Source organism: Breznakia pachnodae (assembly GCF_030814225.1).
GTDB lineage: Bacteria > Bacillota_I > Bacilli_A > Erysipelotrichales > Erysipelotrichaceae > Breznakia > Breznakia pachnodae.
On sequence record NZ_JAUSUR010000003.1, the window covers coordinates 239,330 to 260,433 of the forward strand.

At 36.1% G+C, this 21,104-nt stretch carries 19 protein-coding genes and 1 other annotated feature; of the genes, 17 read left to right on the top strand and 2 right to left on the bottom strand.

Going from position 1 to position 21,104, the window contains the following annotated elements:
- Nucleotide 1: 1 nt before the first annotated feature.
- The 16 genes from rlmB (at nt 2) to rpoC (ending at nt 16,692) form a co-directional block, all read left to right on the top strand.
- Nucleotides 2-748, top strand: a complete 747-nt coding sequence (gene rlmB, locus J2S15_RS09610; protein ID WP_307407723.1) for a 23S rRNA (guanosine(2251)-2'-O)-methyltransferase RlmB — start codon at nt 2-4, stop codon at nt 746-748.
- Nucleotides 726-1,337 carry a sigma-70 family RNA polymerase sigma factor gene (locus tag J2S15_RS09615; RefSeq protein WP_307407725.1) on the top strand — a complete coding sequence of 204 codons (612 nt, stop codon included), beginning with the start codon at nt 726-728 and terminating at the stop codon, nt 1,335-1,337. Before rlmB ends, J2S15_RS09615 begins: the two co-directional genes overlap by 23 nt.
- A 113-nt stretch (nt 1,338-1,450) precedes the next feature.
- A complete protein-coding gene (gene rpmG / locus J2S15_RS09620; RefSeq protein ID WP_307407726.1) occupies nt 1,451-1,600 on the top strand; it encodes a 50S ribosomal protein L33 in 150 nt (49 codons plus the stop codon).
- 12 nt (nt 1,601-1,612) lie between these two features.
- Nucleotides 1,613-1,795, top strand: a complete 183-nt coding sequence (gene secE / locus J2S15_RS09625; RefSeq protein WP_307407728.1) for a preprotein translocase subunit SecE — start codon at nt 1,613-1,615, stop codon at nt 1,793-1,795.
- A gap of 1 nt (nt 1,796) precedes the next feature.
- Nucleotides 1,797-2,381, top strand: coding sequence for a transcription termination/antitermination protein NusG (gene nusG / locus J2S15_RS09630; RefSeq protein ID WP_307407729.1), 585 nt, complete (start codon nt 1,797-1,799; stop codon nt 2,379-2,381).
- A 39-nt stretch (nt 2,382-2,420) separates the two neighbouring features.
- A complete protein-coding gene (locus tag J2S15_RS09635; protein ID WP_307407731.1) occupies nt 2,421-2,993 on the top strand; it encodes a DUF6434 domain-containing protein in 573 nt (190 codons plus the stop codon).
- Nucleotides 2,994-3,035: 42 nt separating this feature from the next.
- A complete protein-coding gene (gene sdaAB / locus J2S15_RS09640) occupies nt 3,036-3,704 on the top strand; it encodes an L-serine ammonia-lyase, iron-sulfur-dependent subunit beta (RefSeq protein ID WP_307407733.1) in 669 nt (222 codons plus the stop codon).
- A gap of 7 nt (nt 3,705-3,711) precedes the next feature.
- The gene (sdaAA, locus tag J2S15_RS09645; RefSeq protein WP_307407734.1) at nt 3,712-4,575 is read left to right on the top strand and encodes an L-serine ammonia-lyase, iron-sulfur-dependent, subunit alpha; all 864 of its coding nucleotides are present in this window, start codon (nt 3,712-3,714) and stop codon (nt 4,573-4,575) included.
- A gap of 111 nt (nt 4,576-4,686) precedes the next feature.
- Complete coding sequence (locus tag J2S15_RS09650; RefSeq protein ID WP_307407736.1) at nt 4,687-5,508, top strand: DUF4352 domain-containing protein; 822 nt, start codon at nt 4,687-4,689, stop codon at nt 5,506-5,508.
- A gap of 157 nt (nt 5,509-5,665) precedes the next feature.
- Complete coding sequence (gene rplK, locus J2S15_RS09655) at nt 5,666-6,085, top strand: 50S ribosomal protein L11 (RefSeq protein ID WP_307407738.1); 420 nt, start codon at nt 5,666-5,668, stop codon at nt 6,083-6,085.
- 12 nt (nt 6,086-6,097) lie between these two features.
- Nucleotides 6,098-6,778: a 50S ribosomal protein L1 gene (gene rplA, locus J2S15_RS09660; protein ID WP_307407740.1), complete on the top strand. Its 681-nt coding sequence runs from the start codon at nt 6,098-6,100 to the stop codon at nt 6,776-6,778.
- A gap of 31 nt (nt 6,779-6,809) precedes the next feature.
- Nucleotides 6,810-6,935, top strand: a sequence feature (ribosomal protein L10 leader region).
- Between the two features lie 32 nt (nt 6,936-6,967).
- Nucleotides 6,968-7,462, top strand: coding sequence for a 50S ribosomal protein L10 (gene rplJ / locus J2S15_RS09665; protein ID WP_307407742.1), 495 nt, complete (start codon nt 6,968-6,970; stop codon nt 7,460-7,462).
- 24 nt (nt 7,463-7,486) lie between these two features.
- On the top strand, nt 7,487-7,861 hold the full coding sequence (gene rplL / locus J2S15_RS09670; protein WP_307407744.1) for a 50S ribosomal protein L7/L12: 375 nt from the start codon (nt 7,487-7,489) through the stop codon (nt 7,859-7,861).
- 40 nt (nt 7,862-7,901) lie between these two features.
- Nucleotides 7,902-8,495: a class I SAM-dependent methyltransferase gene (locus tag J2S15_RS09675; protein ID WP_307407746.1), complete on the top strand. Its 594-nt coding sequence runs from the start codon at nt 7,902-7,904 to the stop codon at nt 8,493-8,495.
- Nucleotides 8,496-8,621: 126 nt separating this feature from the next.
- A complete protein-coding gene (gene rpoB, locus J2S15_RS09680; protein WP_307407748.1) occupies nt 8,622-12,827 on the top strand; it encodes a DNA-directed RNA polymerase subunit beta in 4,206 nt (1,401 codons plus the stop codon).
- Between the two features lie 13 nt (nt 12,828-12,840).
- Complete coding sequence (gene rpoC, locus J2S15_RS09685) at nt 12,841-16,692, top strand: DNA-directed RNA polymerase subunit beta' (RefSeq protein ID WP_307407750.1); 3,852 nt, start codon at nt 12,841-12,843, stop codon at nt 16,690-16,692.
- Between the two features lie 66 nt (nt 16,693-16,758).
- Here rpoC and J2S15_RS09690 read toward each other — a convergent pair whose 3' ends face one another.
- Together J2S15_RS09690 and J2S15_RS09695 are read right to left on the bottom strand one after the other, a co-directional pair.
- Nucleotides 16,759-17,187 carry a hypothetical protein gene (locus J2S15_RS09690; RefSeq protein ID WP_307407752.1) on the bottom strand — a complete coding sequence of 143 codons (429 nt, stop codon included), beginning with the start codon at nt 17,185-17,187 and terminating at the stop codon, nt 16,759-16,761.
- Between the two features lies 1 nt (nt 17,188).
- Nucleotides 17,189-17,647, bottom strand: coding sequence for a LytTR family DNA-binding domain-containing protein (locus J2S15_RS09695; RefSeq protein ID WP_307408249.1), 459 nt, complete (start codon nt 17,645-17,647; stop codon nt 17,189-17,191).
- Nucleotides 17,648-17,888: 241 nt separating this feature from the next.
- On the opposite strand from J2S15_RS09695, the gene J2S15_RS09700 reads away from it, so the two are divergent.
- Entirely contained in the window at nt 17,889-21,086 is a 3,198-nt protein-coding gene (locus tag J2S15_RS09700; RefSeq protein WP_307407754.1) for a SpaA isopeptide-forming pilin-related protein, read from the top strand.
- Nucleotides 21,087-21,104 lie beyond the last annotated feature (18 nt).

Consider the following 21,104-nt stretch of genomic DNA (forward strand, 5'->3'; position numbering starts at 1 on the left):
TATGACACAATTTGTATATGGAAAAAACGTGGTAAAACAGTTATTAACCGACAAGAAAAAGATTTATCAGATAATTATTAGTGATAATTTTAAGGATAATGAACTTTTGTCGTTAATATATAAGAGTGGAATAAATTATTCGAAAACTGGAAAAAAGAAATTAGACCAATTGAGTGAGTTTCAAAATCATCAGGGAGTGATAGCTGAGATTGATAGTTATCATTATGCACAATTAGAAGATATCACACGTAATCCCAAAGGAAAGTATCCATTGATTGTGATGTTGGATGGAATTGAAGATCCACACAATCTTGGTGCAATCTTGCGTACTTGTGATGCTGTAAATGTGGATGGTGTAATCATTGGTAAACACCGTAGTGTTTCACTGAATCCAACAGTTGCGAAAGTATCTACAGGAGCAATTGATCATGTGCCAGTATGTCAGGTAACGAATTTATCAAAGACATTGTCACAACTTAAGAAGCAGGGGTTCTGGGTTGCTGGTACGGATATGACAAATGCAAAGAACTATCGTGATGCAGATTATGATTCACCACTTGTGTTGGTGATTGGAAGTGAAGGGTTTGGGATATCCGATTTGGTTAAAAAGAATTGTGATTATTTTATTTCATTACCTATGGAGGGGCATGTAACATCGCTGAATGCATCAGTTGCATGTGGTATATTGTTGTATGAGATTTTTAGCAGTAGGAAGGATAGGGAAAATGGAGGAGAGATTTCTAAATGATAATGAATTGCTCTATCTTTATCATCAAGGAGATGAAGAAGCGCTAGCATTATTAATTGAGAAATACCGACGCATTATGGGGGCATATGCTAGAGGTTATTCAGGAAAGGTAAAAACTAGTTGTGAGGTAAGTGATATTTATCAGTTAGCACTGATTTCACTTTACAATGCAGTGAACAGTTACAAAGAAAACATGGGATGTCGATTTAGTTCTTATTTCAAAATTGTGATGGAACGATCAGTTTATAACTATATCCGACATATCTACAGCGATGTATGTAGAGCGAATCGTGAAGCAATATCGATTGATCAGTTGGTTAATGATTATGAAGGTATTTATGTAGTTGATACAATTGCCTGCATGCAACGCCAAAGCGATCCTAGTTGGAATGTGAACATAAATGATATGATGGGTAACGTTAATAGAATTGTAGAAGCATTGTCACTAGAAGAACAAAAAATCTATCGATTATGGGAGAAGGGATTCTCCTATCGTGAGATCGCTGTTTTGGTAGAAGAAAGCGAGAAACGAGTCGATAATGTTTTATACAAAATTAAACGCCTTTTAAGAGAAGGAATTGAAGAGTAAAAAGATTGAAATCGTTAGGAAACATCCATGTTTTTAAAACCGGATGTTTTTCTTTGTTTCATTGACTATTAACTTCCATTGTGATAAAGTAGTAGAGCGATGAGGTGATGATTATGAGTGAAAAAGTAATACTAACGTGTAGCGAATGCTTATCACGTAATTATTCAACTCAGAAGAATAAACAAACCCATTCAAAACGAATGGAAATTATGAAATATTGTAAGAAGTGTGGAAAACACACATTGCATAAAGAAACAAAGTAGGAGGTAAATGGTATGTTGAAATGGTTTAGCATCCGTGGAATTTTTGCAGAAATTAAACGTATTCGCTGGTCAAAACCAAAAGTATTGGCTCAAGACAGTGGAACGGTTCTTATTTTTACTGTTGCATTTGCGTTGTTCTTTTTATTATGTACAACATTCAATGCTTGGTTTATCGCTGACATATTAGGTGTTTAATATGAGTCAAATGCAAAAAGAGTGGTATGTAGTAAATACTTATGCAGGACATGAAAACAAAGTAAAAGATAACTTGCAACGTCGTGTTGAAACGATGGGATTACAAGATTATCTGTTTCGTATCATGGTTGCAGAGGAAAGCGAAATAGAATACAAAAACGGTAAGAAAGTTGAAAAAGTTAAAAACTTATTCCCTGGATATTTGTTTGTTGAAATGATTATGACAGATGAAGCTTGGTATATTGTTCGTAATACACCAGGAGTTACTGGATTTATCGGATCAAGTGGTGGTGGAGCGAAACCATTCCCAGTTGCTGAAGAAGAAATCGATTCAATCTTACGTCGTCTGGGTATGAGCGAAAAGAGAGTTAATATCGACTTTGAAGTTGGTGATCATGTTAGAATTCTAAGTGGTCCATTCGCTAATGTTGAAGGTACAGTTGAAGAACTGAACCATGAAACACAGGTAGCTACCGTGTTAACAACATTGTTTGGTAGAGAAACACCAACTGAAATCGGATTTGGAGACTTGGAGAAATCTGAGTTCACTGATACGTTAGACGCACCAAAGATGGAAGAGGAATAATTCTCATCCATCTTTTTTTACGTAAAAAAGGAGGATAGTATGAAACGACAAGAACTACATAAAGGAATGGATAGTAAAGAATTTTTGGATTACTATTATTTAAAAGAAGAAATGGTTGCTTTCTGTAAACAAGAAGGATTAAAAACAAGTGGACAAAAAGGTGATTTGAAAAAACGAATTGCTCATTATCTGGATACTGGAGAGAAATTAGATTTTAAGCCTGAAAAGAAAGCAAAAGATCCAGATGTATTTGATTTAGATACGAAAATAGAATTGCCATTTACATTTAGTGAAAAGAAGCGAGTTTTCTTTGAAGAACACTTGGGAAAGAACTTTTCCTTTAAAGTAAGTTTTCAAAGATGGGTCAAGGCGAATGAAGGAAAAACCTATCAGGATGCAATCAATGCCTATCCAGAAGTAATCGCAAAGAAAAGTGAAAAAATTGATAAACAGTTTGAATACAATACATATATCCGTGATTTTTTTGCAGACAACAAGGGACGTTCACTAAATGATGCAATTGCCTGTTGGAAGTATAAAAAGTCACTGTCAGGGCATAATAAGTACGAAAAAGCGGATTTAACGTGTCTGGAAGAAGGTTTTTGCTTGTAAGAGTGAATATTCCATGATTTAATTTGAATAGAGGAAAAACGTATGAAAGATATTAGTATATTTGATGTAATTGGACCGAATATGATTGGTCCCTCTAGTTCTCATACAGCAGGTGCACTTCGCATTGCATTGATGGCAAGAAAGATTGTAGCTGATGAAGTAAAAGAAGTGACGTTTCGACTGTATGGTTCATTTGCGAAAACATATGAAGGTCATGGTACCAATCGTGCATTAGTTGGTGGTATTTTAGGATATCAGCCAGATGATGTACGAATCAAAGATTCTTTTGATTATGCCAAAGAACGTAATGTAAAATTTCATTTTGATTTGATTCATGGAGAGAATCCATATCATCCCAACACGGTAGAGTGTTTTATTGAAAGTGTTCATGGAGAAAAAACATTTATTCGTGGTGAATCCATTGGCGGTGGCGAAATGGTCATTAAAAATATTAATGGAGTTGAAATTGACCTTACTGGTGAGTACGATACCATCCTAGTGAAACAGAAAGATGAACCAGGAGTGGTTGCATATCTTAGTAACTGTTTAGCGAGATTTGATGTAAATATTGCATTCATGAAACTATATCGTGAAGATAAAGGTTCGATTGCTTATACGATTATTGAAATGGATGACCCGATTTGCGAAAAAGCATTGGGTGAAATAGAAGCAGATGCATCAATTATGTCTGCAGTTTATATTCCAAGGTAGGTGGATTATGGATTTTAAAAATGTAAAAGAACTGCTTGCTTTGTGTGAAGAACATAACGTAACGATTTCAAAGATAATGATGAAACGTGAATGTGATGTATTTGAAACTACAGAGAAAGAAGTAGAAGATAAATTAAAAGTATCACTGAAGATTATGCGTGATGCAATCAATCAGGCATTAGAAAAAGATATTGAATCCATGGGAGGACTACTTCATGGAGAGTCAAAGAAACTGGATGCTTATTTGAAAAGAAATAAACTATTTGAAAATGAAATCAGTAGTAAAGCTGCAGCTTATGCATTAGGAGTTATTGAAGTAAATGCTTCAATGGGGTTAATCGTTGCTGCTCCAACTGCTGGTTCTAGTGGGGTAATACCAGGCTGTCTGTTTGCTTTGCAGGAAAAAGCACAACTAACAGAAGAAGAGATGTTACAAGGCTTACTAAATGCATCAGCTATTGGTTACCTGATTACACGTAACGCAAATGTATCAGGTGCCCAGGGTGGTTGTCAGGCCGAAGTTGGTTCAGCTGCGGCAATGAGTGCAAGTATGATTTGTGAGTTGCTCGGTGGTACGCCAACACAGTGTACCCATGCAGCAAGTCATGCGCTAATGAATCTGTTAGGTCTTGTATGTGATCCGATTTGTGGGTTAGTGGAAGTACCTTGTCAGACCAGAAATGCGATTGGTGCAAGTGACGCATTTATATCCGCACAACTCGCTTTGTCAGGTGTACCTAATGTACTGCCACTTGATGAAATGATCCAGGTAATGGATGATGTTGGTAGGTCATTACCAATCACTTTACGTGAAACTGCGTTAGGTGGGAGTGCAATTGCACCGAGTGCCTGTAAAAAATGTATAAAATAGTGGAATCAAGGGAACCAAAAAGGTTTCTAAATTGTCTAATATAGTAGTGAATGAAATTGAGGTAGAAAAGGGAAACTTTTTAAACATAACAAAATTAGGAGGGAAAACAAATTGAAAAAGATTATTAGCTTATTTTGTTGTTTAGGATTAGTATTTTTAACAGGATGTGATATGTTAGGTGGTGGCGATTTAGATTACGCTACATTCGCATCAGCAGTTGCAAGTCCTTCAGGATCAACTGCAGCAGATTATGAAGGAGATTCAGTAGAATTTGCGGCAATGATTGTTGGTGAACCATTTGTGATGGAATCAGATGATGAAGACATCAATGGTGATCAATATGTAATTGCTTATATTTCTAGAGATTTCCAAAATTATATTCTACTAAATGTAGAAGATGTAAAAGATGTTCCAGGTGCTTATGAAACAACAGTTGTACATGGTAAAGTAGATGGATACATCTATTCAACTAGTGATAGTGGAAAAGAAGAAGCACTGAATATTAAAGTTAGTGAATTCACAAAACTTAAATCTGAAGATGTAAAGGTTGAAGAAGGATCATCTTATACAATGACAGATGGAACGAAAGCTACGTTTACTCGTGCACAAGTTACAACTGACACATTTGGAAGTACAGTAGCAGTTATCTACTATGAAATTGAAATGGGTGACAGTGTTGTAGGAAGTAGTTATTTACAAGAATTAGAATTGTATCAGGGAGATACACCTCTTGATTCATCAATTTTCTCAGTAAATGCAGAAACGGATCCAAATGCAATGCAGGCATCATACAGTGGATTGAAAGAAGGAGAAAAAGCATTGGTTTACTGTGTATACAGTGGCTTAACGGATGCAACAACGCCAATCTCAGTGGAAGCATATGATGATGAGTTTAACCTAGTTTATTATTATGAATTACCTTTAGGCGAATAAAGGTACAAATGAAAGCAAGAATTCATCGAAAATTCTTGCTTTTCTATTGGTTCTATTATATTATTAAATAGCCTGATTTTAGGTATGCGTGGTAGAAAGTGCGATTCTTTCGTTTCACCACTGCATAAGACAGACAAAGAAATATAGGAGGTGTCTTATGAGTAAGAAAAAAATCGCTAAAGTAGCGAAGCTACAATTCCCTGCAGGGGGAGCGAAACCAGGGCCAGCATTGGCATCTGTAGGTATTAACATGCCTCAGTTTACACAAGCATTTAACGATGCTACAAAGGACCGTCAAGGAGACGTTGTTCCAGTAATCATTACTGCATATGAAGATAAGTCATTTGACTTTGTTCTTAAGACTACACCAGCAAGTGTATTACTTAAGAAAGCTGCTAACGTTAGCAAGGGAGCTGCAGATTCTAAAACTCCAGTTGCAACAATTTCAGTTGACAAAGTAAAAGAAATCGCAGAATACAAAATGCCAGACTTAAATGCAAATGATATTGAAGGCGCAATCAAAATTGTTGCCGGAACCGCACGCAACATGGGTATTGTTGTAGAAGGTTTAGAATAGGAGGAACGTACAATGGCTAAAAAAGGTAGAAAGTATTTAGAAGCTGCAAAATTAGTTGATGCTACAACGTCTTATTCACTAGAAGAAGCAGTAGCTTTAATGAAGAAAGCAAGCTATGTTAAGTTTGACGAAAGTGTTGAATTATCACTTCGTTTAAATGTTGATCCACGTCATGCTGATCAACAAATCCGTGGAGCAATGGTACTTCCAAATGGAAGTGGACGTTCACAAAAAGTTTGTGTAATTGCTCAAGGACCACAAGAACAAGAAGCAAAAGATGCTGGAGCAGATTTTGTTGGTGGTAAAGAATTAATTGAAGATATGAAAAAAGGTTGGTTAGATTTTGATGTTATCGTAGCTACTCCAAACATGATGGGTGAGTTAGGGAAACTAGGAAAAATCTTAGGACCTAAAGGTTTAATGCCAAACCCTAAAACTGGAACAGTTACAATGGATGTTAAAAAAGCTGTTGAAGATATTAAAAAGGGTAAAGTTGAATACCGTGTAGATAAAGATGGAAACATCAACGTATTGATTGGTAAAATGTCATTTGATGACAAAAAGATTATCGAAAACTTTACTGCTCTATACGATGTAGTAGCAAAGGCTCGTCCAGCTGCTGTAAAAGGACAATACTTCTTGAATATTTCATTAAGTAGTACTATGGGTCCTGGAATTAAAGTTGCAGTTTAATATTGACTTTAATTTAAAAACCATATAAAATATTAAATGTTTCAATATGCCATAGACAGTAACGGCTTTATGCTTAATCAGGTTACCGAGGTAGAAAGATATAAATTTTTCACTCGTTTTTGTCTATAATGATAAGGGCGAGTTTTTATACTCTTAGGTATATTGTTCATATATAAATAGGAGGTTAAGATGAACCAAGCAATTTTAGATTCTAAAAAAGCAGTCGTTGATGAAATCGCTGGTAAATTCAATGAATCAGCTAGTACAGTTGTTGTTGAATACCGCGGACTTAGCGTTGCTGAAGTAACTCAACTTCGTCGTGATCTAAGAGAAGAAGGTGTTGAATTCAAAGTATACAAGAATTCAATGGTTACTAGAGCTGCTGAAGTTGCTAATGTAGAAGGTTTGAAAGAAAACCTAACTGGTCCAAATGCAATCGCGTTTGGTGAAGATGCAGTTGCTCCTTCAAGAGTACTTGTAAACTTCGCAAAAGATCACAAAGCATTAGTAATTAAAGCTGGAGTAGTTGATGGAGAAGTTGTTGGTGTTGACACAATCACAAAATTATCGAAATTACCAAACCGTGACGGTATGATTTCTATGATTCTAGGATGTTTCCAAGCACCAGTTAGAAAATTTGCATACGCACTTAGTGCAGTTAGAGATCAAAAAGAAGAAGCATAATTTAACCACAGGAGGAAAATTAAAATGGCAAAATTAAATAAAGATGATGTAATTGCATCACTAAAAGAGATGACAATTTTAGAATTAAACGAATTAATCGAAGCAATCGAAGAAGAATTTGGAGTAAGCGCTGCTGCACCTGTTGCAGTTGCTGGAGCTGCTGACGCTGGAGCTGCTGCTGCAGAACCAACTGAAGTTACAGTTACTATTACTGACATCGGAGCTTCAAAAGTTAACGTAATTAAAGCAGTAAGAGAAATTACTGGACTTGGATTACTAGAAGCAAAACAAAAAGTTGAAGCTACACCTGCAGTAGTTAAGGAAAACATCCCGACTGCTGAAGCTGAAGAAATCAAAACTAAATTGACTGACGCTGGAGCTGTAGTAGAAGTTAAATAATTAACTGATTAATTAAAATAACGCCAAAGGATGTGGTATTATGAATCATTATTTTGATGATAATCAACATTTAAAAAGCAACCGGAAGGAATTCTCTTTCCGGTTTTGGTGTTTTGATTATTCCTTCATAAGTGACCATGGAGTCTTCTCCAAAGATGGCATTGATGAAGGTAGTAAAGTGTTGTTGGAAGCAGTAAAAAAAACGGATATTGGTAAAAAAATATTAGATTTGGGATGTGGTTATGGAACGATTGGAATCATTCTTAAAAAGACCTATCCAGAGAAGCAACTGACAATGGTAGATGTAAATTCGAGGGCGTTAGAATTAGCAAAAGAAAATGCATCTCGCAACAAAGTCGATGTAGAGATTTTGAAATCTGATATTTTTGAATCAATAACTGATCAGACATTTGATTGTATAATTACTAATCCACCGATACGGGCAGGTAAGAAAGTAATCTATCAGATGTTTAAGGAATCGTATGAACATTTACATGCGTTGGGAAAGTTAGTCATCGTAATTAGAAAATCGCATGGTGCAAAAAGTGCACAAAACTACATTGCAGATATATTTGGAAATTGTGAAGTGTTAATGAAAGATAAAGGCTTCTATGTTTTATGTGCTCAAAAATAAAACTGAAGAAACTATTGACAATTTGACATTTTGTTGCTAATATATTAAATTGCATAATATTAAATAATTAGAATGGGGCAGTGTGCCCTAACGTAATTTGAAAACAGAATAGAAAGGATGGCATTCATGGCAAAAAAAGACACTTATCGTACTGTAAAAATCGGTAAAAAAGCGGAACGTAGAGATTATTCAAAAGTAAGTGGGGACCTTGAGTTACCAAATCTTGTTGAAATTCAAACTGACTCTTTTGACTGGTTTAAAGAAGAAGGAATTAAAGAAGTGTTTAATGAAATATATCCTATCACCAACCATGGTGGGAATATTAAATTAAGATTCGTAGATTATGAATTTGAAGAGCCAAAATTTAATGCAGAGGAATCTCTATATCGTGAGATTAACTATGCTACATCTTTAAAGGCAAAAATGGAGCTTGAAATTGAAGATCCAACAACTGGTGAATTAATTTCAAAAGAAGAAGATGTCTTCCTAGGAGATTTCCCATTAATGACAGATAATGGGACTTTTGTAATTAACGGTGCTGAACGTGTAATCGTTTCGCAAATCGTTCGTTCTCCAGGATCATACTTCTCGACTGGTTTTGAAGAAAAAACAGGTCGTGAAACATATCAATCAGAACTTATTCCGAGTCGTGGTACTTGGTTGGAGTTTATGAGTGAAATCAAAAAGCAGACTTCAGGTAGAATCCTGAATATGAGTATTGACCGTAAACGTAAAATGTTATCAACTATTTTATTTAAAGCACTTGGAATGTCAATTGACTTAGATAATAATATTGATTCTTTTGATGCAGAACAAATGAAGATTTTCCTAAAATCTTTGGATCGTGATCTTGTAGAAGATTTACCTGAAGATATGGAAGAGCGTGAGTTCTTAGAAGTTTACTTGAACTTATATGGTTCATACTTTGGTAAATATGAAGAAATTGAAAATACCCTTATGGGGGATAAAGTAGCGACTACACAGGAAGCTCTTTTAAGCATTTATGAGAACCAGAGAGCGGATGAAATTCCTACACTTGATGGATCAATTACATTAATGAATGCTAAGTTCTTTGATCGTCGTCGTTATGACCTTACAAAAGCTGGTCGTTTTAAATTAGGTAAGAAGTTATATGTAGTAGACCGTATGACAAATAACTATCTTGCTCATGATATTTTAGACTCAGATGGTAAAGTGTTCGCTAAGAGTGGAACTCTTGTCAACCGTGAAGTACGTAATGACTTACGTAAAGAAATGAAAAAAGGTATGCATATTTCTGCATTCCCTTATAATACGTTGTTCTATCATGCAGATATTGCAACTGTACCTACATCTTACAACCTTGCATTGGTTGGACGTGTGTTGGCAGAAGATGTTGAACTTAACAAATCAACATTACTTGCAAACTCAGTGTTAACTAGTGAGGATGTAAAAGCATTAGTAAAAGAAGTAGAAGAAGTAAGTGTATTTGCTGGTGTAGTAGCAAAAGAAGTTACATTAAACACATCAAACTTTAAATCAGTAATGAGCTATGGGCAAACATTATATTCTTTGGGTCGTTTAGTTGACGAAAAAGGAAATGATGTAGTTGATAGTGAAGGTGAAGTATATACATTTGAATTCCAACCAAAAGAAAAGAATGCTCCTTTATCTGATACACAGGAAAGTGAATTAAGAGAAAAAGTAGCAAATGGTGATACGATTAGAGCTTATTTAATTGGATGTGCTGTACAGGAAGTTAAAATCCATGATGGAGATAACATTCCAGTAAAACTAGTTGGTAATGATCCATTCATCAACATGCACACAATTACGGTGTCTGATATGTATGCATTATATTCTTACACATTAAACACAATGGAAGGAATTGGGGAAAGTGACGATATCGATATGCTTGGTAACCGTCGTATCCGTTCGGTTGGTGAGTTAATTCAAAACCAATTCAGAATTGGTCTTTCTCGTATGGAAAGAGTTGTTAAAGAAAGAATGTCAATTGCTGAAATTGAAACTTTAACACCTAAGAAACTTACAAACATTCGTCCATTAACTGCAGCAATTAAAGAGTTCTTCTCAAGTTCTCAGTTGTCTCAGTTCATGGATCAACAAAACCCTCTTGCAGAACTTACAAACAAACGTCGTATTTCTGCTTTAGGACCTGGTGGGTTAACACGTGATCGGGCTGGATTTGAAGTACGTGATGTTCATACATCTCACTATGGTAGAATTTGTCCGATTGAAACACCGGAAGGTCCAAACATCGGGTTGATTTCAAACTTGACTACTTATGGAAAAATCAATGAGTATGGATTTATTCAAACTCCATACCGTTTGGTAAATAAAGATGGAAGTGTTTCTCAGGAAGCGATTTACTTAAGCGCTGATGATGAAGCAGATTACGTAATTGCCCAAGCCAATGAGGTAATTGATGGAAAACTGGTAAACGACATGGTCGTTTCTCGTTTGAATGGTGAAACAATTCTTGCAAGACGTGAAGATGTTGAACTAGCTGACGTTAGTCCAAAACAAATCGTTTCGGTTGCGACTGCTTGTATTCCATTCCTAGAAAATGATGATGCGTCTCGTGCACTTATGGGTGCGAACATGCAACGTCAGGCGGTTCCATTAGTAAAACCACAAAGTCCATATGTTGGAACTGGTATTGAAAACAAAATTGCAAAGGATTCAGGTAGTGGAGTCGTTGCAGTTAATGATGGAGTTATCGAGTATGTAGATGCTGATAAAGTAATCGTTAGTGAAAAAGATGGAACACGTGAATACAAACTGAAAAAGTTTGAATGTTCAAATGCTGGTACTAGTATCAACCAAATCCCAATTGTTCAAAAAGGTGAAAAGGTTGAAGCTGGAGATGTAATCGTTGATGGTCCATCTATGCAAAATGGAGAATTAGCATTAGGTCAAAACGTTACAATCGCATACATGACTTGGTATGGATATAATTATGAGGATGCAATTATTATGTCAGAACGTCTGGTACGTGATGATGTATATACATCAATTCATATTGAAGATTACGATATTGACTGTCGTGATACAAAACTTGGACCTGAAGAAATTACAAGAGATATTCCTAACGTGAGTGAAAGTGCATGTCGTAACTTAGATTCACGTGGAATCGTAATGGTTGGGGCTGAAGTAAAAGAAGGAGATATCCTTGTTGGTAAGGTTACACCTAAAGGACAAAGCGAAATCTCTCCTGAAGAAAAATTATTATTAGCAATCTTTGGTGAAAAATCACGTGAAGTACGTGACAACTCACTTAAAGTTCCTCATGGTGGGGATGGAATTGTTCATAGTGTACGTGTATTCAAACGTAGCGAAGGACATGACTTGCCACCAGGAGTAAATGAAACTGTAAAAGTATACATCGTTCAGAAACGTAAAATTTCTGAAGGTGATAAGATGGCCGGACGTCATGGTAACAAAGGGGTTATCTCTAAGATTCTTCCAATCGAAGATATGCCTTATTTACCAGATGGAACACCAGTGGATATCATGTTGAATCCATTTGGGGTGCCTTCACGTATGAACATTGGTCAGGTATTTGAAATCCACTTGGGATTTGCTGCTAAGAAATTAGGAGTTAAATTCGCGACTCCAGTATTTGATGGTATCGATAATGAAGAATTAGCGGACATCATGGATGAAGCGGAAATGACAAAAGATGGTAAAACAGTTCTTTATGATGGAAGAACTGGTGAAGCATTTGATGAACGTATCAGTGTTGGAGTTATGTACATGATTAAGTTGGCCCACATGGTTGATGATAAGTTACATGCTCGTGCAACTGGTCCTTACTCACTTGTTACACAACAACCGCTTGGTGGTAAAGCACAAAATGGTGGACAAAGATTTGGAGAAATGGAGGTTTGGGCACTTGAAGCATATGGAGCTGCTCACACTCTTCAAGAAATCCTTACAATTAAATCAGATGATATTGCTGGGCGTACAAAAACGTATGAAGCAATTATTAAAGGTAAAGACATCCCTGAAGCTGGTATTCCTGAATCATTCAGAGTACTTGTTCATGAACTACAAGCCTTGGCAATCGACGTTAACATGTTCGATGAAGAAGGTAACCCTGTAGACATCAACAAAAAAGAAGAGGATGAAAAACCTAGAAGAGAATTCCCTTTAAACAGTGAAGCAACAACTGCTCAACTGGATGAAGAATTCAAAGACATCAACATTGACGAAGGTGAAGAACTTGTAGCCGAAGAAAATGATGATGACGATGATGATCAAATCGATGAAATCGATGAAGATTTCGATGATATTAAAGATATGGACGCACTAATCAGTGCGTTAGACTAAGGAGGCGTTAAATATGAGTGTTAATAGTTTTTCATCAATTCAGATAAATTTAGCATCTCCTGAAAGAATTTTAAAATGGTCATTTGGAGAAGTTAAGAAACCAGAAACGATCAACTATCGTTCTCAAAAACCAGAACGTGATGGATTATTCTGTGAACGTATTTTCGGTCCTAGTAAAGACTGGGAATGTTACTGTGGTAAGTATAAGAAAGTACGTTATAAAGGAGTAATTTGTGATCGTTGTGGTGTTGAAATTACAAAGTCTAGTGTACGTCGTGAACGTATGGGACATATTTCTTTGGCTGCACCAGTTGCTCATATTTGGTATTTACGTGGTATTCCTTCAAGAATCGGATTGCTTTTGGATGTTACTCCAAAACAATTGGAAGAAGTAGTATACTTCGTTTCTTGGATTATTACAGATCCAAAAGATACAAAATTAGAATATAAAAGAATTCTTTCAGAGAAAGAATATCGTGAAAACGTAGCGCTTTATGGTTCAGATGCATTTACTGCACAAACTGGAGCAGAAGCGGTTAAAACTTTACTTGAACAAGTAGATTTAGAAAAAGAATACAAAGCTATTCAAGATAATCTAAATGGAGCGCAAGGAGAAAAACGTAAGAAATTAATCAAACGTTTGGATACTGTAAATGCATTTAGAAATTCAGATAACCAACCGGAGTGGATGGTACTTACTGAACTTCCAGTAATCCCACCAGATTTACGTCCAATGTTGCAACTGGACGGTGGTCGTTTTGCAACTAGTGATCTTAATGACTTATATCGTCGTGTTATTACTCGTAATAACCGTCTGAAAAAGTTATTGGAACTTGGTACACCTGCGATTATCGTTCAAAATGAAAAGCGTATGTTACAGGAAGCTGTAGATGCTCTTATCGATAATGGACGTCGTAGTAAACCAATCACTGGTGCTGGAGGAAGAGCATTAAAATCACTTTCTCACTCATTAAAAGGTAAGCAAGGACGTTTCCGTCAAAACTTACTTGGGAAACGTGTTGACTTCTCAGGACGTAGTGTTATCGCCGTTGGACCAGATCTTAAAATGTACCAATGTGGTATTCCTAGAGAAATGGCAATCCAACTGTTCAAACCATATGTAATTAATGAAATTGTAAATCGTGAGATTGCAAGTAACCATAAAACAGCAGAGAAACTAATTGATAAATTAGATCCTCGTGTATGGGATATCGTTGAAGATGTTATTGAAGGTCACCCAGTATTACTGAACCGTGCACCTACACTACATAGACTTGGTATCCAAGCGTACTTGCCTAAGCTAGTTGAAGGACGTGCAATTCGTCTTCACCCACTTGTTTGTCCTGCATTCAATGCAGATTTCGATGGGGATCAAATGGCGGTCCACGTTCCATTAAGTGAAGAAGCTAGAGCAGAAGCATATATCTTAATGCTTGGTTCTAACAACATCCTTGGTCCAAAAGATGGTAAACCTATCGTTACACCATCACAAGATATGGTTCTTGGTAACTTCTACCTTACAATGGAAGAAACAAAAGAAGAATTCTATGCGGAAGCAAAAGAATATGAAGAACTTAATTGTCCTCAGGAAGCTGCTGTATGGAAAACATATGGAGATAATGAAGGGCATGCATACCACAGTGTAAACGAAGTAATGATGGCTTATGAAAATAAGCAAGTTCACTTACATACACGTATTGCATTAATTGCATCTTCATTAAATAAAGATGGATTCACAGATGAACAAAAACGTTCATACCTGGTAACTACAGTAGGTAAAGTTATTTTCAATAACATTTTCCCTAAGGATTTCCCTTACATCAACGAAGTAAGTGAAGAAAACTTTGTGGCTACACCAGATAAATATTTCTTCCCAATGGGAACAGATGTGAAAGAAGCAATTACTAAAATGCCAGTAATTGATCCAATGAAGAAAAAGGATCTTGGTCTTGTAATTGGTCAGGTGTTCAAACGCTACTCAACTGTAGAAACATCAGAAATTCTTGATGAAATTAAAAACAATGGATTTAAATATTCAACAATCGCAGGTATTACTGTATCTTTAGCTGATATTGAAGTTGCTCCTAACAAGAAGCAATATGTAGATGTTGGTAAAGAGAAAGCTGCTGTATTGATGGATTTCCGTGAAAAAGGAAAACTTACAATGCAAGAATGGGAACGTCACCTAAACAAACTTTGGGATGATGTTAAGAAAGACATTCTTGTTGAGTTTAAGAAAGCAATTGGACGTAAAAATCCAATTAATATGATGGCTGTTTCTGGAGCCCGTGGTAATGACTCGAACTTTACCCAACTTGCAGGGATGCGTGGACTTATGGCAAGACCTTCGCAATCAAAATCTGCAAAAGGTTACCAGCCATCCGTAATCGAGGTACCTATTTATTCTTCATTCCGTGAAGGATTAAATGTATCTGAATTCTTTACCTCTACCCATGGGGTGCGTAAAGGGTTAACTGATACTGCCTTGAAGACTGCCGAGTCAGGATACTTAACACGTCGTCTGGTTGATGTTGCACAAGATGTAGTAATCAAAGAAGAAGACTGTGGAACTGACCGTGGATACTGGGTTGAAGAAATTCGTGACCGTAGACAAGATTCACGTGTTGAATCATTGTTTGATCGATTAGTAGGTAGATATGCAAAAGATGCAGTTTACCACCCAGAAACAAAAGAATTATTAGTTGATGCAGATGAGTTCATCGATGAAGATAAAGCTCAAAGAATTGTTGATGCTGGAATCGAAGGAATGTTCATCCGTAGTGCATTCACATGTCAATCAGTACATGGGGTATGTAAGAAATGTTACGGTCGGAACATGGCTACAGGTGAAGAAGTTGAACTTGGAGAATCTGTTGGTATCATGGCTGCTCAATCAATTGGGGAACCAGGTACACAGCTTACAATGCGTACATTCCATACCGGAGGGGTTGCCACAGCAGGTGGTGGAGATATTACCCAAGGGTTACCTCGTGTTGAGGAATTGTTTGAGGCAAGAACACCAAAAGGTGCGACTGTATTAGCAAAAATCAGTGGAACAATTACTGATATTACTCAACTTGAAGGTGTTAGTGGTACTGAAGTTACAATTTCAAATGAAACAGAAAGTATCGTTCACAAGATTGGACCTACACAAATTATTCGTGCTTGGTTAGGTGTTGGAAGTGAGATGGTCGCTGGAGATAAGATTACAGAAGGACAAGTTGCACCAAAAGAATTACTTGAGGTTGCAGGAGTTCAAGAAGTACAAAAATATATCCTAAAAGAAGTTAAGAAAGTTTATGCTTCTCAAGGTATTGATATTTCAGATAAGCATATCGAAGTTATGGTTCGCCAAATGCTTCGTAAAGTAGTTGTGTTGGAAGGAAATGACACAAACCTGATCCCAGGAATGCAAATTTCATTAACACAAATTACGAAGATTAACCGTGATGCATTATTATCTGGAGGTAAACCAGCAACATTTACACCAGTACTACTTGGTATTTCGAAATCAAGTGTTGAGACAGATTCATTCTTGAGTGCTGCATCATTCCAGGAAACTACAAAAGTTCTTACGGATGCATCAATCAAAGGAAAACGTGATAACTTAGTTGGTCTAAAAGAAAACGTTATTATTGGTAAACTAATTCCAGCAGGAACTGGTTTAGATGTAGAACGTGGAACTACAGACATGATTATCGAAAAAGCAGCTGAATTGCGTGCAAAGCGTGAAGCAGCAAATGCTATTGATGAAAGTGATGAAGACAAACTAATGTCATTTATTCCAAAAGATAGCCTTCCTCAACCTGAAACGGTTCAGGAAACAATCGCAGAAGATGAATTAACAGTTCAGGAAGCTGAATAAAAACATAGAAAAAGGTGATTAACCAAATTGGTTAATCACCTTTTTTTCAATAATGGGTCAAGAACACTATAGTTTATATTCTTCCTGGTTTTTTATTTTATTCTTTTTAAATGCTTTGTTTAATTTCTCTGCTGTTTTTTTGTCATAATGATAAATAATTGATTTTATGAGTATAAATAGAATAACACTGAATATTGCATTAATAACATACACATATCCTCCTACAAATACCAATCCTCTAATCTTCATCATTGCAATATATATTACATTCAACATAATCACATAGATAACCTGAAATATAAACATCTGGGTATGACTCAAACTCTCAATAAACAAGATAATAGACATTACACTGTATAAAACAGACATAATGAAAAGGGATAGCAGCATTTCATTGTCGATAACAATTCCTAATAACATAAGAATCGCAATCATCCCAACAAAGGAACAACTAAAAATAATAAGCATATTCTTAATAATTCTAAGTGAATGCATATTATACCTCCATCCCCAGTTTGCGTTTTAATACACTGACATAATACCTGGAAATTTTTAAGACCTCTTCATTATCCAATTTTAACTCAAATGTCCCGCTAAGTGAAGGATAAATGGATTCAATCTTGTCTATATTCACAATCATTGACTTGGATATCCTGACAAAATTAAGTTCTTCAAACTTCTCTTCTAACTGATATAACTTTTCCTTGATCTCATATACATTCTTCTGCGAGTATACAAATACTTTTCTTTCCACTGCCTCAAAGTAATAGATGCTCTGCAGATGTAAACGAAAGATTTTATTTTCACTATATCCAATAACGTGCCGTTCCTTCGTTTTTAATAAGTTGATAAGCTTGGTTACATTCTCATCCATATTCATAATTCTTAAATGAAGACTTTCTTCACTAGGCTCATCAACTAACTCGACTTTAATCTTAATGGTATCGCCCTCCATTTCCAAAAAAGTATAATCCTTTAGTCCTTGTAATCATATCATGAAATGACTAGTTACTGATGTATTTCATTACACATTTTCTACCACTTATGTAGCGTATGAACCACTTGTTCCAAATCGATTGAATAAGAATTGTGCTTCGATATAATGAAACTACTCAAGGGGAGATAATGCGTTCATCATTTGTATCCAGGGAAGTTTACAAATAAAACGATTTATATACATTGACTAGGAGGGCAAAATGAGGGAAAAGATAAAAATAATAACTTTGAAAAGTATTTTTGTGACGCTCGTTGTCGCAATTGCAATGTCAGTTATTAATTACGTAGGAGCTCCTATGTTGATTAGTAATGCAGATGACCAGGGAACTTTTCAAGGTTTTTTAGTTAGCGGAGAACTTTACTCAAAGAATGTTGCCTATAACACAGCAAAAGAAGATATTGAATTACCACAAACACTACAAGCATCCATCTTACTCAATGATAGTAATGAAATGGCTGAAGGTGAAGGAACTGAGGAGACTGAAGAAATACAGGATGTTGTAGAAGAAAGAGAAGTAGAAGTTATATGGGATGATCAGGGGCTCTATAATAGTGAAGTTCCTGGAACCTATAAATTTGAAGCAACACCAAAGGAATTCACATACGAGGGTGAAAAGCCTTATATAACAATTGTTGTAGAAGAACAGGTAGAAGAGAAAGAACCTGAAGGTGAAGAGGAAGTTAAAACAGAAACATCTGTAGAAGAGGAAATAGAAGAGGAAATAGAAGAGCCATCAAGTGATACAAATTCATCTGAAACAGTAATAACACCTTTATCAGATAAACCTGCAGGATATCCAGTATATGGAGGAAATGATTATACCGAATATGTAAAGATATTAAGTTGGGATATATTAGATAGTGCAGGAAAACCACTATCTACTACCAATACAGCAAAAGATAATCTGAAGTATACATTTAAATTTAGTTGGAGTATTGAACTGCCTAATAATGGGAAGTTAGCTGCAGATGACCATTTCATTATTCCAATACCAGAAAATAAAAACTCAGGTGATGCAAAAAGTTACTGGAATATGTTGGCATCTGATTGGACTAGTTTTTATTTAAAGGGAACTAATACCGTATTGGGTCAAGTAAGAATCTATAATTCTGGTGGATATAATGAGATACATGTTCGCTTCACTGATGCGGCTGCAGGACAAAATGCTTTGACTGGAATCGAATTTGAATTTAAAGATGCAATAAAAAATCATAGTTTGGTTGCGATTACGCAAGGAGTTGGGTTTGGTTTAGGAACTGCTACTGGAGAAACAATAAAACAGATAAAATTTGAAAAACGCGTTCTGTCACCCAGTGCATGGGATACAAAATTCTTTTCATCAAGTAGTGATAACCTAATGTACTATCAAATTAAATTTAATCATGGAGGTGCCTATGAATTAAGTGGACATTACTACGATATGATTAATACTCCATGGCGCTGGAGTTATCAGGATCGTGCATCAGGTACCTATGACCCGAATAATACTGCACCATATTCTTGGGGAGAATATATGGAATCATCAACCACTGGATATCTGGAAGATAAATTAGATCCAGGAGTTGTTGTAAGTTCTATAGGGATTAACGCTCAAGTTCTAATTCCAATGGATTTGCCGTCTGATGCATCATCAGGAAGAGGTGGTACAGCATCAAAAGACCCAGCATGGAGATCATATTTACTATTTGATAATGGAAGAGGTCCTGAATATCGAGAAGATGGAAAATCCATTGATAATATTCAGTTTCCATCAAAAGCAAATTCCTTTGTGTTAGTAGAGCAGAACCCTGGGGAAAGTGAAACATCATTTCGAACGAGAGTAAAATCATCTCCACAACAATATGGAATATATGTTGATGGAGAAGGTGAAACTGCAGTAAGAACGATTATGATTAACTTTGGAGCAATGGGACCAGGTGGTGATCAAACAAAATACTCAGATTTAACCGATACTGCACTTACAGGAAGAAAAACACTTTACTCTAAAAAAGATATTCCAGTATTTGCAGAAGCAGCAGCAGACTTCTGTATAAGTAATCAATATTACAGTGAATCTGACCGTGATTTACTAGAAGAATATTTTACTGAAACGTATGGTGATACAAATGTTGCAGGTGGACAAGTTGCAACTTATGTAATTGGTTTGCAACTACGTTACTTACCAGGAGAAACATCTGGTACCAAAACCAATACAGCAACAGGACAGTTAAATTTAAGAACAACGAAGACAAAAGATTTCTCTTTAACTGGTTCTGGTAATATGAATAACCCCCGTGGTGATGTCGTTGTTAATAAGAACTCGGTATTACTTCAAAAATACGATGAAGAAACCAATATGGCTCTTACTGGTGCAGTATTTAAACTACAAAGAAAATCAGGGTCAACATGGGTGGATGTTCAGACAAACCTTGCAGTAAATACTGATGGGCAGTTACTGGTGGAAGGATTAGATACCAGTACTGCTGGTGTAGTATATCGATTTGTGGAGACCACCTCCCCCAAAGACTACGATCCTAAGAAGTCCAGTTTCTGGAATTCCACATTAAATGCAGTTGTGTCCAAAGAATTTACATTAAAAGATACTGATTTAAATGGACAGAAAATCTATGTGGGAAATGTGAAAAAAGAAGAAGCAAAATATGTTGTACAGCATTATCTTGAACAAAGTGATGGATCTTATGCAATTTATTCAGCAGATACGCAGTCCTTCTATGGAGTAGTAGGAGAGAGCGTTAGTGCGACAGCAAATGATTATTCAAGTACAGGACATGTATTTGATAATACGATTCCAGGAACCAAAGAATCAGGAGTAGTTCTGGCAGATGGTAGTTTGGTTTTAAAACTGTACTACAAACTGAATAACATGGACTTTGTATTTTATAAAGTTGATCAGTCGGGAACCCCAGTGTCCGGGGTTGAGTTCCAGTTAATGAAATGTACTAAAGCAGGAACATCAGGACACACCCATTCACCACTCGCAACCAATGATGCAGGGAATTGCTGGGATGTAGACAATCCAATAACGGTTGTTAGTGGTACTGATGGAAAGGTTAGCTTTCCTCAGTTAGCAGATGGTGATTATATGCTTGTGGAAACGAAAACAAGAAGTGATTTGGAGTTGCCACAGGGACAATGGCTTATTTCGGTCAGTGTATCTACCCAGAAGATAACAATTACAGCTAAAGGAGATGCATTACCACCAGCTTTCTATACGAAAACAAACGAGCAAGGAGAAACAATTTATTATTTACCAAACTTTCCTAAGAAATTACTAACCATTACTGGAGGTACAGGGACATTAGCCTTTACGGTTGTTGGGATAGTAATTATTGGAACAGCAGTTATGATTGCTGTTGTTTCCAAGAAAAGAAAGCGAAAGGATGAACAAGACGAATAGAAGTTCATCAAACAAATT

Excerpts from the sequence above, each read along its gene's own strand:
- rpmG (WP_307407726.1), top strand. The coding sequence starts at position 1,451 with ATGAGTGAAAAAGTAATACTAACGTGTAGCGAATGCTTATCACGTAAT.
- J2S15_RS09615 (WP_307407725.1), top strand. The coding sequence starts at position 726 with ATGGAGGAGAGATTTCTAAATGATAATGAATTGCTCTATCTTTATCAT.
- secE (WP_307407728.1), top strand. The coding sequence starts at position 1,613 with ATGTTGAAATGGTTTAGCATCCGTGGAATTTTTGCAGAAATTAAACGT.
- rpoC (WP_307407750.1), top strand. The coding sequence starts at position 12,841 with ATGAGTGTTAATAGTTTTTCATCAATTCAGATAAATTTAGCATCTCCT.
- sdaAB (WP_307407733.1), top strand. The coding sequence starts at position 3,036 with ATGAAAGATATTAGTATATTTGATGTAATTGGACCGAATATGATTGGT.
- J2S15_RS09690 (WP_307407752.1), bottom strand. The coding sequence starts at position 17,187 with ATGCATTCACTTAGAATTATTAAGAATATGCTTATTATTTTTAGTTGT.
- rlmB (WP_307407723.1), top strand. The coding sequence starts at position 2 with ATGACACAATTTGTATATGGAAAAAACGTGGTAAAACAGTTATTAACC.
- rplK (WP_307407738.1), top strand. The coding sequence starts at position 5,666 with ATGAGTAAGAAAAAAATCGCTAAAGTAGCGAAGCTACAATTCCCTGCA.
- rplJ (WP_307407742.1), top strand. The coding sequence starts at position 6,968 with ATGAACCAAGCAATTTTAGATTCTAAAAAAGCAGTCGTTGATGAAATC.
- nusG (WP_307407729.1), top strand. The coding sequence starts at position 1,797 with ATGAGTCAAATGCAAAAAGAGTGGTATGTAGTAAATACTTATGCAGGA.
- J2S15_RS09675 (WP_307407746.1), top strand. The coding sequence starts at position 7,902 with ATGAATCATTATTTTGATGATAATCAACATTTAAAAAGCAACCGGAAG.
- rpoB (WP_307407748.1), top strand. The coding sequence starts at position 8,622 with ATGGCAAAAAAAGACACTTATCGTACTGTAAAAATCGGTAAAAAAGCG.
- sdaAA (WP_307407734.1), top strand. The coding sequence starts at position 3,712 with ATGGATTTTAAAAATGTAAAAGAACTGCTTGCTTTGTGTGAAGAACAT.
- J2S15_RS09635 (WP_307407731.1), top strand. The coding sequence starts at position 2,421 with ATGAAACGACAAGAACTACATAAAGGAATGGATAGTAAAGAATTTTTG.
- J2S15_RS09695 (WP_307408249.1), bottom strand. The coding sequence starts at position 17,647 with ATGGAGGGCGATACCATTAAGATTAAAGTCGAGTTAGTTGATGAGCCT.
- rplL (WP_307407744.1), top strand. The coding sequence starts at position 7,487 with ATGGCAAAATTAAATAAAGATGATGTAATTGCATCACTAAAAGAGATG.
- rplA (WP_307407740.1), top strand. The coding sequence starts at position 6,098 with ATGGCTAAAAAAGGTAGAAAGTATTTAGAAGCTGCAAAATTAGTTGAT.
- J2S15_RS09700 (WP_307407754.1), top strand. The coding sequence starts at position 17,889 with ATGAGGGAAAAGATAAAAATAATAACTTTGAAAAGTATTTTTGTGACG.